This is a genomic window from Stenotrophomonas nematodicola, assembly GCF_009467805.1.
Lineage (GTDB): Bacteria > Pseudomonadota > Gammaproteobacteria > Xanthomonadales > Xanthomonadaceae > Stenotrophomonas > Stenotrophomonas nematodicola.
The window spans coordinates 655538-671504 of record NZ_WIAY01000002.1; the positions used below are offsets into that span (position 1 = coordinate 655538).

The window sequence follows — 15967 nt, forward strand, 5'->3', positions numbered from 1 at the left end:
ACCCTCAGCGCCTGGACGGCCCCCAGTATCCCAGGTCGCGGCGGATCTGCAGGCCCCGCGTCCAGGCGCCGAACGGTTTGCGTTTGAGGCGGCCCAGTTCCCCGGCCAGGAAGTCCTCGGTGGCCGCGATCACCCGTTCGCTGGAACAGCCGTCGCGATAGGGATGGATCGCATCGGCATAGCGGCGGATCTCGGCCATCAAGGCCGGCTCCGGCGCCAGTGCGCGCGCCAGCATCGCCGGCAGCTGCGCCGCATCGTCGAAGTCGATCATGTGCGGCTGCGGCACCCGGTTGCGGAAGGTCACCACCGGTTTGTGCTGCACCACGAACTCGGACACGATCGACGAGGTGTCCGACACCAGCACATCCGCCGCCCGCTGCGCGGCCATCACCTGCTCGGGCTCGATAAAGGCGGCGTTGGCGCCGGCCAGCGCGCGGTAGCGGTCAAACAGCGCGGGGGGACATTTGGGATGCAGGGTCAACAGCCAGTAGCGGTCGCCGCGGGCGATGTCGGCGGCGATCGGGTCATACAGGTGCGGCGCCGCACTCAGCCGCTCGGTGAAGGTGGAGCCGAACAGGATCACCGGGCGCGCCTGGGCAGGGGCGCGCAGGGCGGCCGACAGGCCACCGTCATCGCGGAACAGCGGGTCCAGCTTGGGCCAACCGGTTTCGGCGACGGCGAAATGGCCATCGCGCATGGCGAGGTCACGGAACGGCGTGGTGGTCGCCGGACCCTGCGTGCAGTACAGGTCGAACAGACCGCGCACCCGGAAGTGGCCGCGCGCGCTGTCGCGCTTCTGCACGTTGAAGCCGTGGAAGACCTGTACTTTGGCCCCGGCAATGAACGGCGGCACCCAGTTGGCGGCGCTGAACACCGCGCGCGGACGCAGCGCCAGCGCCTGCTTGAGGTCTATTCCGGGCACCCCCGGCAGCGTTGCGCCGGCCGCGCCGTCGACGAACCAGGTCGACACCGATTGCCCGGATGCGTGCAACGCCTCGGCCAGTGGGGCGAGAATAGGCAACGCATAGCGTTCCGTCGCAAACAGCAGGTACTCGGCCATCATGTCCTCCACGACCGCTCCCGTTGAACGGCCTCGCATCTCGGCCTGCATTATCGCGTTCAATGAAGCCGACCGCATCGGCGACTGCCTGGCCTCACTGGCCTTCTGCGACGAGATCATCGTCGTGGACTCCCATTCCACCGATGCCACCGTGGCCATCGCCAGCGCCGCCGGTGCCCGCGTGCTGCAGCGCGCGTTCGACGGCTTCCGCAGCCAGAAGGCCTTCTGCGTCGCGCAGGCCAGCCACGACTGGGTGCTGTGCCTGGACGCGGACGAGCGCGTCGACGACACCCTGCGCGCCTCGATCCAGAGCGCCCAAGCTGGCGGCTTCGCCGGCCATCACGGCTACCGGTTCGCGCGGCTGTCGGCCTACTTCGGCAAGTTCCTGCGTCACGGCAACGCCTATCCGGACCGGGTGATGCGGCTGTTTGACCGCCGCCACGGCGGCTGGCGCGGCAAGCGGGAGATCCATGAAGCGGCCAGCGTCGACGGTACCGTCGGCACCCTGCGCGGCGACCTGATCCATTACCCCTACCGTTCGCTGGAGCAGCAGCTGGCCAAGACCCAGCGCTATGCGCGGATGATGGCCGAACACGAGTTCGCCCGCGGCAAGCGCGCCACGCTGGGCAAGCTGGTGCTGGCCCCGGCGTGGCGCTTCTGGCGCGGCTGGCTGTTCCGCGGCGGGTTCCGCGATGGCTGGCACGGACTGGTGTACGCCTACGTGCGCGCCAACTACGTGCGCCAGAAGACCATCATGTTGTGGATGCTGCAGATCGGCCAGCCGGTGGCAGACCCGCCCCGGGATCAGCCGCCGGCCTGAGCCGGGCGCTGGCGGTGGGCGTGTCCCTGCAGGACCGACAGGCCGGTCAGCAGGGCAACGATGGTGACGTAGAAGCTCGCGGTGATCTGGTGGGCGAACATCGACTGGGTCAGGCCGCACAGGACGTAGGCCACCACCACCATGATCCCGGCTGCGGCCGGGCCGCGGAAGCCGATCTGGCCACTGCGCCGGTGCAGCCTGGCAAACACCAGCAGCGGCACGCCGTACACGGCCAGCAGCAGCAACAGCCCGGGCACCCCCTGGGTGGCCGACCACTCGGCCAGGTCATTGTGCGCGTGGCCCAGGTGGCAGCGCGGCTCGTCCGGGTCTTCGCGGCACACCGGCAGGCGCAGCATCGCGCTGTCGAAGTGGCCGATCCCCACCCCGATCAGCGGGTGGTCGAAGAACGTCTCATAGGCCACCTGCAGGCGTTCGACACGGGCGCCGGCCGAGGAATCGCTGTCGCCGCGCTCCATCCGCACCACATCGTGCTGCAGTTCGGTCAGGCGCACCTGCTCGCGCAGGCCGGGGACGGTCAACGCCAGCGTGCCGGCGATCGCCAGCAGCGCCAGCAGCACCGACAGCCGCGCCCGCCCGGTCCGCCAACGCAGGCTCATCGCCATCACCACCAGCAGGGCCACCAGCGCCGGCCATACGCCGCGGCTGCCACTGAGCACGATCGTGACGCAGCCGGCGATCATGCCCACGATCACCCACGGCCAGCGGTGGTGCGGGCGACAGAACACGAGCAGCACCATCAGCATCAGCACGATGTCGGCCAGCACGATCGCATTGGTGCTCAGTTCGGCGCGGGGCGCCCCCCCCATCACCTGCACCACCGACAACACCATCACCGCCAGCAGGCCGACCAGCGAACCAGCCCACAGCCAGTGCAGCGCCGGGCGCAGCGCGCAGACCCACAGAATGATCCACGGGATCACGACGAAGCGGGAGCGGTTGTCGATATCGCGCAGGCCCTGCTCGAACAGCAGCATCGACACCAGCGACAGTGCGATCACCGCCAGCATCAGCCAGCCCAGCACCACCAGCGGACGACCGGCGATGACCCGCGCGCGCCACAGCTCCAGCGGTGCCAGCAGGCTGCCCAGCAACAGCAGCAGGCCGTACGGCAGCAGGTTCTGCGGCACGCTGAGGATCAGCGCCGGCAGGCAGAACAGGCCAATGTTGGCGACCCAATGCGCCACGCCGAGACGGCCCTGCAAGGGCGGGAATGACGCCACGTCGGTCGTGCTGGACGCGCCTTGCTGCTTCATTGCCAACCTCGATTACCACGCCCAGGCCGCAAGGCCCATTGACACGAACGGCGCGACCGGCGCCCACGGAGCGGCCTGCGGACCTGGATGGCCCGATGACCCCGGCTATCTTTACTCATCGCCATCGATTCTGTGCAACTCGCGTTCGCGCTTCTGTTCAGCCGCCGTGGCCGTACAGGGACTGCGGATATCACTGGCCCGCACCAACCACCAACGACGCCGGTTGGCGACCCCGGCCAGCGTGGCGCTGTCGCGATCCACGCAGCCCAGCAGCGCGTCTTCCTGCACCAGCAGCCAGCGCTGCGCGGGGGCCTGCACCTGCCACTCCACGCCGTCGCGCAGCTGGTTGTCCCAGCGTCGGTTGAATCCGAAGGTGGTGGCCGCGCGGTCGGCCATCAGCAGGTTCTGCTCCTTCCAGGCCACCAGGCCCAGCTCCGCATCCGGGCCGATCCGCTGGCCGACCTGCTGCATCAGCCCGCGCGCGGAACTGGAATCGTTGAACAGCGGGTAGCCGATCAGCCCGTAGGCCACCCAGGCCATCGCCAGCGTGGCGATCGCCGCCACGTGGAAGCGCCGGCGCCCGCTGAACACCAGGCTCATCACCGCGCCGCAGCCCAGTGCGATGCCGATCCAGGCCAGGCCGCTGGTCACCGCGGTGTCGATGCCGCGCTTGATGATCAGGCTGCGTTCGAAGCCGGGCTCGCCCCCGAGCATGGCGATGCCCACGCCCAGCAGCGCCAGTGCCAGCACGGCAGTGAAGGCGCCCATCAGCCATTGCACGTCGCGCCGCCGCAGCAGCCCGGGCAGCAGCGGGGCCAACGCCAGGCAGAACATCGGCAGCGCCGGCAGGATATAGACATCGCGCTTGCCGTGCGGGATCGAGAAAAACAGCACGATCAGCAGCCACCAGCCCAGCAGCATCAGGTAGCGTGGATCGCGCCGCCGCAGCCGCCGCCACCAGGCCGGAACCGCCCACGGCAGGACCAGGAAGGCGGGAAGCCACATCGACGGCATGGTGGCCAGGAAGTACCACCACGGCTGGTGGTGATCCCAGGACTGGGCGTAGCGCTTGGCGGTCTGGCGGAACAGGATGTCGTCCAGGTAGGCCCGGTACTCGGCCGAACCGCTGCCCAGCGCGGTCAGCACCATCGGCACGAACCACATCGCGATGGCCAGCACGAATGCCAGCGGCGCCAGCCAGAAGCGGGCATCGCGGATGTGCAGCCTGACCCGCGGCCATCCGAGCAGCGACGCCGTGGCCGCGGGCACAATCATCAGCAGCGCGAGCACACCCACGCCCTTGGTGATCACGCCCAGCCCGGCCGCGAACCAGCCCAGCCACCACCATCGCCACGCCGGCCCACACAGCAGGTGGCGCAGCAGGCCGTAATTGGCCAGGGTGATGAAGAACACCACCAGCGGATCGATCTGCGCCTTTTTCGACTGGAAGGTGAAATGCACCGCAAACAGCAGCGCCCAAGCGGCATACAGCCCCACCCGCCGCGTCCACAGGCGTCGTCCCAGGTCGTAGACGCAGGCCAGCGTACCCAGCGCCGCCAGCAGCGACGGCAGCAGGAACGCCACGCGCCAGTCGCCGATCAGGCGATACAGGATCGCCTGCGACCACATCAGCATCGGCGGCTTGTCCGAGTAAAGCTCGGTGCCGCGATGCGGGAACAGCCAATCGCCACTGGTCACCATCTGTTTGGCGACCAATGCGAAGCGGGGTTCATCGGAGGGCCACGGGTCGCGCAGGCCAAGACCGGCCCCCAGCACAAGCAGGGCCATCAGGGCGAGCAACCAGAACTCTCGGGACGCGCGGGTGTTGAGCATGGGGCGCGATTCTAGCGGTGTTGGCCTAACCCTTCTTTAGCAGACGCGCATAGAAGAAGCCGTCAGCGCCGTTTTCACCCGGCAGGCGCTGTCGCCCGGCCCAGGAATCGTGGCCGAATGCGTCACCCAGCGGCAGGAAACCGGCGTTGCGCGTGCGCTGCAGGAAGGCCTCCACCTGGAACTGGTTTTCCTCGCGCAGGATCGAGCAGGTGGCATACAGCAACGTGCCGCCAGGCGCGAGCATCGTCCAGCAGGCATCCAGCAGGCGGGCCTGCAGCGCGACCAGCGCCTCGATATCGGTCTCGCGCCGATGCAGCAGCACATCGGGCTGGCGGCGGATGATGCCGGTGGCCGAACACGGCGCGTCCAGCAGAATCGCGTCGAACGGCTGGCCATCCCACCACGCGGCCGGATCGCTCGCATCGCCGGCACGCACCTGCGCGTGTTCGCCGACGCCGGTGCGCGCGAAGGTCTCGCCGATGCGCTTGAGCCGGCGTGGATCGATGTCCAGCGCGAGCAGGTGCAGGCTGGGGTCGCGTTCGAGCAGGTGGGCGGACTTGCCGCCCGGCGCGGCGCAGGCGTCCAGCACCCGGATTCCCGGGCGCAGCGACATGGCGTCGGCGACCTGCTGGGCCGACAGGTCCTGGACCGACAGCGCGCCTTCGGCAAAGCCCGGCAGGGCCGATACGGCCACCGGCGTCGGCAGGCGGATCGCGTCCGGCGCGATCGGCGACGCCTCGGCGGCGATGCCGGCCGCCTCCAGCCGCTGCAGCATCGTGTCGCGATCGCCGTGCTGGCGGTTGACCCGCAGCCACAGCGGTGCCGGCTGCAGGCTGGCCTCGAATACAGCGTCGGCCTGGTCCGGCCAGTCCTGTTCGATCCTGTCGGCCATCCACAGCGGGAACGCCGCGCGCGCCGGCTGCGGGGGGATGCCCTCGCGCTGGGCGCGGCGCAGCAGCGCGTTGACCATGCCGGCCTGGCGTTCGCGGCCCAGCGCGCGCGCGGCATCGACCGTGGCCGACAGCGCGGCGTGCGCCGGCAGTTCCAGCGCATCCAGCTGGGCGAAGCCGACCAGCAGCAATGCGCGCAGTTCGTCTTCGCGCACGCTCAGCGGGCGCTGCATCCACTGCGCCAGTGCCGCGTCGTACGCATTGCGCCGGCGCAGCACCGCAAAGCACAGCGCTTCGAGCAGCGCGCGGTCGCGGCTGTCATCGAGCGTGGGCAAAGCGGTGGAGAGCTCGGCCTTGAGCGACCGGCCGCGGCCGATCACCTGGGCCAGCACCTTGGCGGCCAGCACGCGGGTGGGCACGCCGGGCGCCATCGCAGCGCGCGGCGCGGCCTGTTTTTCCTGCCGGGGATGGGCCATCTCAGGCGCCCACGGCCAGGTCGCGGCGGGCATTGAGGTAGTCCGCTGCGGTGATCGCCTTGCCGCCTTCGCGCTGCAGCACGCGCAGGCGCAGCGCGCCCTGGCCGCAGGCGATGTCGATGCCTTCGCGGGCCGCCGCCAGCAGGGTGCCGGGCGCCTTGCCCTTGTTGTCGGGCAGCGCCACTGCACCGTGAATGCGCACGCGCTCACCGGCCAGCTGCGCTTCGGCAATCGGCCAGGGATTGAAGGCCCGCACGGTCCGTTCGAGCTGCTGGGCGTCCTGCGCCCAGTCCAGCCTAGCCTCGGCCTTGTCCAGCTTGTGCGCGTAGGTCACGCCGGCCTCGGGCTGCGGCTGGGCGATCGGCTTGATGCCGGCACGCAGCAGACCCAGGCCATCGGACAGCACCTGCGCACCAAGCTCGGCCAGGCGGTCGTGCAGCTGGCCGCCCAGCTCGCCCGCCGCAATCGGGGTGTGCTGGCGCAGCAGCACCGGGCCGGTATCCAGGCCGGCCTCCATCTGCATCAGGCACACGCCGGTTTCGGCGTCGCCGGCCTGGATCGCGCGCTGGATCGGCGCGGCACCGCGCCAGCGCGGCAGCAGCGAGGCGTGCACGTTCCAGCACCCGTGGGTGGGAATGGCGAGCACGGCCTTGGGCAGGATCAGGCCGTAGGCCACCACCACCATCAGGTCCGGCTGCAGGTCGTGAAGCTGCTGCTGCGCTTCGGGGGTCTTCAGGCTTTCCGGCTGGAACACCGGGATGCCGCGCGCGATCGCCTCCAGCTTGACCGGCGAGGGCATCAGCCCGCGCCCGCGACCGGCCGGGCGGTCGGGCTGGGTGTACACCGCAACCACCTCATGGTGGCGGGCGGCGGCCCGCAGCGACGAGACGGCGAACTCCGGCGTACCGGCAAAGACAATCCTCATGGCGACCCCACTTGCAGAAAGAAAAACGGCGCCGGTGGCCGGCGCCGCGACACCGGAAGCGGCACGCGGTCCTGCCGCGTGGCCGTTTCCGCGACCATCTCAGGCAACGTGCTTGCGCTGCTTGGCCAGCTTCTTGCGGACCATCTCGCGCTTGAGCGGCGAGAGGTAATCGATGAACAGCTTGCCGTCCAGGTGGTCCATCTCGTGCTGGATGCACACCGCCAGCACGCCGTCGGTGGTCAGTTCCTGGGCCACGCCCTGGCGGTCCAGGAAGCGCACCGTGATCTGGTTGGCGCGGGTGACGTCGGCAAAGATGCCCGGGACCGACAGGCAGCCTTCCTGGTACACCTGGCCGCCTTCATTGGCGACGATCTCGGGATTGATGAACACCCGCGGGGTGTCCTTCTCTTCGCTGACGTCGATCACCATGAAGCGCTTGTGCACGTCCACCTGGCTGGCGGCCAGGCCGATGCCCGGCGCCTCGTACATGGTGTGGAACATGTTGTCGATCAGCTCCTGGAAGGCAGGCGTGGTCACTTCGGCAGCGTCGATCAACGCGGCCTTGGTGCGCAGGCGCGGATCGGGAAACTCAAGAATGGGCAGGATGGCCATGACAATTACCGGTAGGGGGCGCCGCTGGGAACGGCGTATGGGGCGATTCTATCGCCAACGCTTGCCCTGCGCCCCGGTTTCTGGACTATAGTGCGGGCACCTGTTGGGGAATCAGGCACCACACTCATGTTTGAACGTACTCGTACGGTCGTCGCCGTGGCGCTGCTGACCGTCGCTACCTATGCTACCGCCGTTGAAATGAATGGCGGGCACCCGGATACCTATGTCGTGCGCAAAGGCGACACGTTGTGGGACATTTCCGCGCGTTTTCTGAAAAAACCGTGGCTCTGGCCGGAAATCTGGCAGGCCAACCCGCAGGTCAGCAACCCGCACCTGATCTACCCGGGCGACGTGCTGAGCCTGGCCTATCTGGATCGCGTCGTCGGCCAGCAGCCCGGCCCGCGCCAGGAAGCCCCGATCAACGCGATTCCGCTGGAGCAGGTGGAGCCGTTCCTGAAGCAGCTGAGCGTGGTCGACGAGATCGATTCGCTGCCCTACGTGGTCAGCCTGGAAGACAACCGTCTGCGTGCCACCACCGGCCAGATCGCCTACGTGCGCGGTCTGGACCAGGCCCAGGTGGGCCAGCGCTGGGCCGTGGTCCGCCCGACCGTGCGCTACGCCCTGCCCAAGCCGACCGAAGACCTGAACGCCAACGGCGACGTCATGCCCGGCAGCGGCAACCTCTGGAAGGACTTCACCGTCCCGACCAAGCGCCAGGCAACGCTGGGCTATGAGCTGGCCCAGCTCAATGTGGGCACCGTGACGCGCGTGGCCAGCGGCAACGTGGAAGTGACCACGCTGACGCTTCAGGGCCGGGTTGACGGCCGCGAAGTGCGTGCCGGTGACCGCCTGGTGCCGGTGGAAGCCAATCCGTACGACCTGCAGTTCTACCCGCACGTGCCCGCTGCCCAGACCGAGGGCCTGGACATCCGCATCCTGGCCGTGACCGACATGTTCTCGGCCGGTGGCCCGCGCGATGTGATCGCCCTGTCCGCCGGCCGCGCCGATGGTGTGGACAACGGCACGGTGGTCTCACTGTGGCGGCAGGGTCGCCATGTCGCGCACCGCATGCAGTACCCCAACTCCTCGCGGATGGACGACGCGCTGAGCACGGGCGCCGGGCGCGTCACCCTGCCCGACGAGTATGCCGCCCATGCGATGGTGTTCCGCACCTTCGACAAGGTCAGCTACGCGCTGGTGATGCAGGGCGTCAAACCGGTCCATGTGGGCTACGCAGCCAAGCATCCGGACGCCCAGTAGGGACAGACCGCTGGTCGGTACGCGGAACATCCCTACGCAAGACTCCGACGGCGCCCCAGGGCGCCGTCGGCGCATCCGGCCTACGGTGGGGGGATGACCACCCTTGCCCCCTCCCCGCTGCTCACGTTGTTGCTGGCGGGCGGCCCGACCCGCCCCCGCCGCCGCCTGCTTCATGAGCATGGTGATGCCGAGCGCGCCTTGGCCGCCGGCCCCTCGGCCTGGCGCGCAGCCGGGTGCGACGCCGCGCAATGCGGGCGACTGCAGACGCCTGATTCCGCCGCGCTGGCACGGTCCCTGCGCTGGCTGGAGCACGACAACCACCATCTGCTGGCCTGCACCCACACCGACTATCCGCCCCTGCTGCGGCAGATGCCCCAGGTGCCGCTGGCGCTGTTCGTCCAGGGTCAGCCGGCGCGGCTATGGCACCCCGGCGTGGCGGTGGTGGGCAGCCGCACGCCCAGCCCTGCCGGCGGAGAGCTGGCCGCCGAATTTGCCGGGGGTCTGGCGCGGCAGGGACTGTCGGTGATCAGCGGGCTGGCCGCCGGCGTCGATGCCCGGGCGCACGCGGCGGCGCTGGACCAGCCCGGCGGTTGCACCGTGGCGGTGGTTGCCACCGGCCTGGACCGGACCTACCCGCCACGACATGCCGCCCTGCAGGCGCGGATCGCGAGGGAGGGCGCGGTGGTCAGCGAGTACCCGCCGGGCACCACCGCCCACGCGGGCCAGTTCCCCGCCCGCAACCGCATCATCGCCGGGCTGGCGCTGGGCACCCTGGTGATCGAGGCGGCCGAGCGCTCCGGGGCGCTGATCACCGCGCGGCTGGCGGCCGAGGCCGGGCGCGAGGTGTTTGCCCTGCCCGGCTCGGTGCGCAACCCGCGCGCGCGGGGCTGCCACCGCCTGATCCGCCAGGGGGCGGCGCTGGTGGAAGACGTGGCTGAGGTGATCGCGGGCCTGGATCCCCTGGCCCAGACCCTCGCCCAGGCCTTGCGAACGCGCCTGGGCACCCCCACTGAACAGGCACGGGCAGGCCGTGTGAGCGCCGCCCCCTCCTCCGACCCGGACTACCAGTGCTTGTGGCAGGCACTGGACCACGACCCAACAGGTATGGATTCCCTGATCCAACGCAGCGGATTGACGGCGGCCCGGCTGTCGGCCATGCTGCTGGTCATGGAACTGGACGGAAAGGTAATGGCCATGCATGGCCGCTACTGTCGAAAACCCTAGTTTCTTCACCTCCACAGCGTCATGGACGCAGGCCGAGGGGCAATGAAAGAGAGCATTCTGGATGTCCTGCTGTACCTGTTCGAACACTACTTCAGCGAAGACGCGGATCTTGTGCGTGATCGCGACACCCTCCAGAACAGCCTGATACAGGCCGGCTTCAGCCCCGCAGAGATCAACAAAGCCTTCGATTGGCTCGATGCCCTGGCCGAACAGCGCCCGGCCGTGGCCCAGCCGCGCGTGGACGGTCCGGTCCGGATCTACCACGGCCCGGAACTGGACAAGCTGGACGTGGAATGCCGCGGTTTCGTGCTGTTTCTGGAGCAGCACGGCATCCTTGACGCCGGCCAGCGCGAGCTGGTGCTCGACCGTGCGATGGCCCTGGACCAGGACGAACTGGACCTGGACGACCTCAAGTGGGTGGTGCTGATGGTGCTGTTCAACCAGCCTGGTGCCGAAGCCGCCTACGCCTGGATGGAAACCCAGATGTTCATTGACGAACCCGAACCGCTCCACTGACCGTACACTGAGCGCCTTGCGCATTCAGGAGCGGGCCGTGAGCGAGTGGTTCTATGCAGAAGGAAATCGTCAGCAGCGTGGGCCGCTGACGTCTGATGAGTTGATCGCGCTGTTCCAGTCCAGCCGCATCGCGCTGGATACGCTGGTATGGCGCGACGGCATGCCGCAGTGGCAGGCCCTGCGCACCGTGGCCGACGAGATCGGCCTGGTGCAGGCCCCGAGCGACCCGCCGGCCGGAGTCGACGCCGACAGCCCTGCCGCCCAGCTTCCCCCGCAGATTCCGGCCGGCCCCTATGCCAGCCAGCCGCCGCCGGCACAGCCGGTGGCCGTGCCGCAGAAGAGTCTGTCCGGCTGTGCCATCGCCGGCATCGTCGCGGCCGTCCTCGGCGTGGGTGGCCTGGCGCTCATCGGCATTCTGGCCGCGATCGCCCTGCCCGCATACCAGGACTACACCCACCGCGCAAAGGCCAGCGCGGCCTACGTCGCGCTGGCGCCGATCAAGACCCAGGTCGAGGAGTTCGTCGCCACCAACGGGCATTGCCCGGTCAATGACGATGAAGGCTTCCTGCCGGCCGATGGCTACGCGCTGGACGGCATCTCCGCGCTGCGCATCGGCCGTTTCGACAACAACCATTGCGGCATCGAGGCCGAGCTGTCGATTCCCGGCAGCACCGGCCTGGACGGCACGCTGCTGTGGCTGGACTACGATGGCGACGCCCGGCACTGGGAATGCACCGGCGGCGCGGACGACAAGTACCTGCCGACGGTCTGCCGCGGCTGAGCAACGCCTTACTTCTTCCACGGACGAGAGCAACAGGGGACACATGCAATGACCGAGTGGTACTTCGCCGACGGCGCACAACGCCAGGGGCCACTGCCCGCCGACGATCTGCGCCTGCGCTTCCAGCGCGGCGAGATCACCCTCACCACGCTGGTCTGGCGTGAGGGCTTCGACCAGTGGAAGGCGCTGGGCGATGTGGTTGAAGAACTGCAGCTGCAGAATCTGACCAACGCCACCGGGAACCTCGGCAGCGGGTTCGACCTGCGGGGCGATTACATCGCCATCGAGAACGGTACCGCCCCGCTGCCGGGCACCGGCGGCGGCACCTACTCGCCGTACAGCGCCCCGGCCAGTACCGGCAGCTATGCCGGTGCAGGCGTGGTGCAGGGCGGCGAGGTGGTCTATGCCGGCTTCTGGAAGCGGTATGCGGCCTACTTCATCGACTATGTGGTGCTGACCCTCTGCGGCGCGGTGATCGGCGGCATCGTCGGCGCCATCTTCGGCCTGGCCGTCGGTGCGATGGCGGGGTCGGACGCCGGGTCGAGCACCTCGGACATCGTCGGCGGTCTGCTCGGCATCGTGATCTCACTGGTGTACTACGCCGAGTTCCACGCCTCGGCCGGCGGCGCCACGCTGGGCAAGATGGCGGTGGGCATCAAGGTGGTGCGCAGCGATGGCCAGCGCTTGACCCGCGGCCGTGCGGTGGGCCGCTACTTTGCGACCTTCGTCAGCACCCTGACCCTGATGATCGGCTATCTGATGGCCGCCTTCACCGAGCGCAAGCAGGCGCTGCACGACCTGATGTGCGACACGGTGGTGGTCGACAAGTGGGCGTTCACCGAGAACGCGCACCTGCAAAACCGTGAACTGGGTACCGTCACGATCGTGATTCTGGTGCTGGCTGGCCTGTCCACGCTGGCCCTGATCATCGCCGCCGTGGCGATGGTGGGCGTGCTGGCCGCGATGGCCTGACGGGCGCACCCTCACACCGGGCCGCTTGACACGGGCAGCTCCGGCGTGATTCCTCTAATAGGCAGGAAAGCTGAACGCCCGGCGCATACCCGGGCGTTCAGTTTATGGATATCGCCCGCTGCCCTTCACTAATGCGGCCATTTGCTCCACCCTAGCGCCCTCCCCGGGCTGCTGCCCATAGAAATAGACGCCATGCCCAAGCACCTGCTCATCGTCGAATCGCCTGCCAAGGCCAAGACGATCAACAAATACCTCGGCAAGGACTTCACCGTCCTGGCCTCGTATGGGCATGTGCGCGATCTGGTCCCGAAGGAAGGCGCGGTCGATCCCGACAACAACTTCGCGATGCGCTATGACCTGATCGAGAAGAACGAGAAGCATGTCGATGCGATTGCCAAGGCCGCCAAAGGGGCCGACGACATTTTCCTGGCGACCGATCCGGATCGCGAGGGTGAAGCGATCAGCTGGCACATCGCCGAGATCCTGAAAGAACGCGGGCTGGTCAAGGACAAGCCGATGCAGCGCGTGGTCTTCACCGAGATCACGCCGCGCGCCATCAAGGAAGCCATGAGCCAGCCGCGCGCGATCGCCGGCGACCTGGTCGATGCCCAGCAGGCGCGCCGCGCGCTTGACTACCTGGTGGGCTTCAATCTCTCTCCGGTGCTGTGGCGCAAGGTGCAGCGCGGCCTGTCCGCCGGCCGCGTGCAGAGCCCGGCGCTGCGCATGATCGTCGAGCGCGAGGAAGAGATCGAAGCCTTCATCGCCCGCGAGTACTGGAGCATCGATGCCGAGTGCGCGCACCCGTCGCAGCACTTCAATGCACGCCTGATCAAGCTCGACGGCAAGAAGTTCGAACAGTTCACGGTGACCGACGGCGACACCGCCGAGGACGCGCGGATGCGCATCCAGCAGGCCGCGCAGGGCGCGCTGCACGTCACCGATGTGGCCAGCAAGGAGCGCAAGCGCCGTCCGGCGCCGCCGTTCACCACCTCCACGCTGCAGCAGGAAGCCTCGCGCAAGCTTGGTTTCACCACGCGCAAGACCATGCAGGTGGCGCAGAAGCTGTACGAAGGCGTGGCGATCGGCGATGAGGGCACGGTTGGCCTGATCTCGTACATGCGTACCGACTCGGTGAATCTGTCGCAGGATGCGCTGGCCGAAATCCGCGACGTGATCGCGCGCGATTACGGCATTGCCGCGCTGCCGGACAAGCCCAACACCTACCAGACCAAGTCCAAAAACGCCCAGGAAGCGCACGAAGCGGTGCGCCCGACCTCGGCACTGCGGACCCCGGCCCAGGTCTCGCGCTACCTCACCGACGACGAGCGCAAGCTCTACGAGCTGATCTGGAAGCGTGCAGTGGCCTGCCAGATGATCCCGGCGACGCTCAACACGGTCAGCGTGGATCTGTCGGCCGGCAGCGAACACGTGTTCCGCGCCAGCGGCACCACCGTGGTCGTGCCCGGCTTCCTGGCCGTGTACGAGGAAGGCAAGGACAACAAGAGCGCCGAGGACGACGATGAAGGCCGCAAGCTGCCGGCGATGAAGCCCGGCGACCGCGTGCCGCTCGAACGCATCCTGGCCGAACAGCACTTCACCCAGCCGCCGCCGCGCTTCACCGAAGCGGCGCTGGTGAAGGCGCTGGAAGAGTACGGCATCGGCCGTCCGTCGACCTACGCCTCGATCATCCAGACGCTGCTGTTCCGCAAGTACGTGGAAATGGAAGGCCGCAGCTTCCGTCCGTCGGACGTGGGCCGCGCCGTGTCAAAGTTCCTGTCCAGCCACTTCACCCAGTATGTGGACTACGACTTCACCGCCAAGCTCGAGGACGAGCTCGATGCGGTGTCGCGTGGCGAAGAGGACTGGATTCCGTTGATGGCCCGCTTCTGGGAACCGTTCAACAAGCTGGTCGAAGAGAAGAAGGAATCGGTGGACCGGGCCGAGGCCAGCGGTGCCCGCGAGCTGGGAACCGATCCCAAGACCGGCAAGCCGGTCAGCGTGCGCCTGGGCCGTTTCGGACCATACGCGGCAATCGGCAGCACCGCCGAAGATGCCGAAGACAAGCCGAAGTTCGCCTCGCTGCGTCCCGGCCAGTCGATGCACACCATTTCGCTGGAAGACGCGCTGGAACTGTTCCTGATGCCGCGTGCGCTGGGCCAGGACAACGGCGAAGACGTCAGCGTCGGCATCGGTCGCTTCGGGCCGTTCGCCAAGCGTGGCAGCACTTACGCCTCGCTGAAGAAGGAAGATGACCCCTATACGATCGATCTCGCCCGAGCGGTGTTCCTGATCGAAGAGAAGGAAGAGATCGCACGCAACCGGATCATCAAGGAGTTCGAAGGCAGCGAGATCCAGGTGCTGAACGGTCGCTTCGGCCCGTACCTCAGCGACGGCAAAATGAACGGCAAGATCCCCAAGGATCGCGAGCCCGCCTCGCTGACCCTGGCCGACGTCCAGCAGTTGATGGAAGAAACCGGCAAGCCGGTGCGCAAGGGCTTCGGCAAGAAGGCCGCCAAGAAGGTCGTGGCCAAGAAGGCCGCGGTCAAGAAGGAGGCTGCGCCGAAGAGGGCGGCGGTGAAGAAGACGGCGACCAAGAAGGCCGCCACGAAGAAGGCCTTCCCCCGCAAAACGGCCGCCAAGAAGGCCGTGAAGAAGACGGTGGCCAAGAAGGCCGTCGCCAAGAAGGCCTGACCCCCGGTAGCACCCGATGAACGTACTCACCCCGGACACCGCCCTGCCTGCGCTGCGCGCTGGCGGGGTGATCGCCTACCCCACCGAAGCGGTGTGGGGCCTGGGCTGCGATCCCGGCCACGAAGCGGCGGTGATGACGCTGCTGACGATCAAGCAGCGCCCGATCGAGAAAGGCATGATCCTGGTCGCCGCCGATACCGCCCAGCTCGACGGCTGGGTGGACCTGGAGGCGCTGCCCGCCGCGCGCCTGGCCGAGGTACGGGCCAGTTGGCCCGGCGCCAACACCTGGATCGTACCGGCCGGCCCACGCGCCCCGCGCTGGATCACGGGCGAGCACACCGGCATCGCCGTGCGGATCAGCGCCCACCCGCTGGTGGCCGCGCTGTGTCGCGCCTGGGGCGGGCCGCTGGTATCCACCAGCGCCAACCTCGCCGGCCAGCCGCCGGCACGCCAGCGCGGCGAACTGGACCCGGCCCTGCTGCCCCTGCTGGCGGGCATCGTCGACGGCGCCACCGGCGGCCTGGCCCAGCCGACCCCGATCCGCGACGCACTCAGCGGCCAGGTGCTGCGCAGCTGAGCCGGCCGCCTGCGCCGGGTTTTGCGCGGGCCGCGGCAAAGCCGCACACTGTGGAC

At 68.5% G+C, this 15967-nt stretch carries 14 protein-coding genes; 8 read left to right on the plus strand and 6 right to left on the minus strand.

Translation table 11 applies throughout. The features are described from left to right. Window positions 1-4: 4 nt before the first annotated feature. Window positions 5-1063, minus strand: coding sequence for a CDP-glycerol glycerophosphotransferase family protein (locus GDJ08_RS10465; protein WP_026070936.1), 1059 nt, complete (start codon window positions 1061-1063; stop codon window positions 5-7). On the opposite strand from GDJ08_RS10465, the gene GDJ08_RS10470 reads away from it, so the two are divergent. After that, a complete protein-coding gene (locus tag GDJ08_RS10470; RefSeq protein ID WP_017357127.1) occupies window positions 1062-1880 on the plus strand; it encodes a glycosyltransferase family 2 protein in 819 nt (272 codons plus the stop codon). The two genes, GDJ08_RS10465 and GDJ08_RS10470, sit on opposite strands and share 2 nt — an antisense overlap. Here GDJ08_RS10470 and GDJ08_RS10475 read toward each other — a convergent pair. The 5 genes from GDJ08_RS10475 to def all read right to left on the minus strand — a co-directional run bounded on the left by GDJ08_RS10475 (window position 1865) and on the right by def (window position 7890). After that, window positions 1865-3154, minus strand: a complete 1290-nt coding sequence (locus tag GDJ08_RS10475; protein WP_017357126.1) for an O-antigen ligase family protein — start codon at window positions 3152-3154, stop codon at window positions 1865-1867. The genes GDJ08_RS10470 and GDJ08_RS10475 overlap by 16 nt on opposite strands. Before the next feature lie 111 nt (window positions 3155-3265). Further along, window positions 3266-4987, minus strand: a complete 1722-nt coding sequence (locus tag GDJ08_RS10480; protein ID WP_153164828.1) for an ArnT family glycosyltransferase — start codon at window positions 4985-4987, stop codon at window positions 3266-3268. A 25-nt stretch (window positions 4988-5012) separates the two neighbouring features. Next, window positions 5013-6353 (minus strand): 16S rRNA (cytosine(967)-C(5))-methyltransferase RsmB, encoded by a 1341-nt coding sequence (rsmB, locus tag GDJ08_RS10485; RefSeq protein WP_229296490.1) that lies wholly within the window; start codon window positions 6351-6353, stop codon window positions 5013-5015. Between the two features lies 1 nt (window position 6354). Continuing rightward, on the minus strand, window positions 6355-7278 hold the full coding sequence (gene fmt / locus GDJ08_RS10490) for a methionyl-tRNA formyltransferase (RefSeq protein WP_017354355.1): 924 nt from the start codon (window positions 7276-7278) through the stop codon (window positions 6355-6357). A gap of 99 nt (window positions 7279-7377) precedes the next feature. Further along, window positions 7378-7890, minus strand: coding sequence for a peptide deformylase (def, locus tag GDJ08_RS10495; protein WP_136004464.1), 513 nt, complete (start codon window positions 7888-7890; stop codon window positions 7378-7380). 126 nt (window positions 7891-8016) lie between these two features. Between def and GDJ08_RS10500 the strand changes: the two genes are divergently transcribed. The 7 genes from GDJ08_RS10500 to tsaC all read left to right on the plus strand — a co-directional run bounded on the left by GDJ08_RS10500 (window position 8017) and on the right by tsaC (window position 15911). Continuing rightward, window positions 8017-9150, plus strand: coding sequence for a LysM peptidoglycan-binding domain-containing protein (locus GDJ08_RS10500; RefSeq protein ID WP_017354357.1), 1134 nt, complete (start codon window positions 8017-8019; stop codon window positions 9148-9150). A 93-nt stretch (window positions 9151-9243) separates the two neighbouring features. Then, window positions 9244-10374 carry a DNA-processing protein DprA gene (gene dprA, locus GDJ08_RS10505; protein WP_153164829.1) on the plus strand — a complete coding sequence of 377 codons (1131 nt, stop codon included), beginning with the start codon at window positions 9244-9246 and terminating at the stop codon, window positions 10372-10374. A 42-nt stretch (window positions 10375-10416) separates the two neighbouring features. After that, entirely contained in the window at window positions 10417-10890 is a 474-nt protein-coding gene (locus GDJ08_RS10510) for a DUF494 family protein (RefSeq protein ID WP_136004468.1), read from the plus strand. A gap of 37 nt (window positions 10891-10927) precedes the next feature. Further along, window positions 10928-11671 carry a GYF domain-containing protein gene (locus GDJ08_RS10515; RefSeq protein ID WP_017355384.1) on the plus strand — a complete coding sequence of 248 codons (744 nt, stop codon included), beginning with the start codon at window positions 10928-10930 and terminating at the stop codon, window positions 11669-11671. Window positions 11672-11719: 48 nt separating this feature from the next. Further along, window positions 11720-12643 (plus strand): RDD family protein, encoded by a 924-nt coding sequence (locus GDJ08_RS10520; protein WP_017355383.1) that lies wholly within the window; start codon window positions 11720-11722, stop codon window positions 12641-12643. A gap of 192 nt (window positions 12644-12835) precedes the next feature. Then, a complete protein-coding gene (locus GDJ08_RS10525; RefSeq protein WP_153164830.1) occupies window positions 12836-15334 on the plus strand; it encodes a DNA topoisomerase I in 2499 nt (832 codons plus the stop codon). Between the two features lie 16 nt (window positions 15335-15350). Beyond that, window positions 15351-15911, plus strand: coding sequence for an L-threonylcarbamoyladenylate synthase type 1 TsaC (tsaC, locus tag GDJ08_RS10530; protein ID WP_136004474.1), 561 nt, complete (start codon window positions 15351-15353; stop codon window positions 15909-15911). Window positions 15912-15967: the final 56 nt, after the last annotated feature.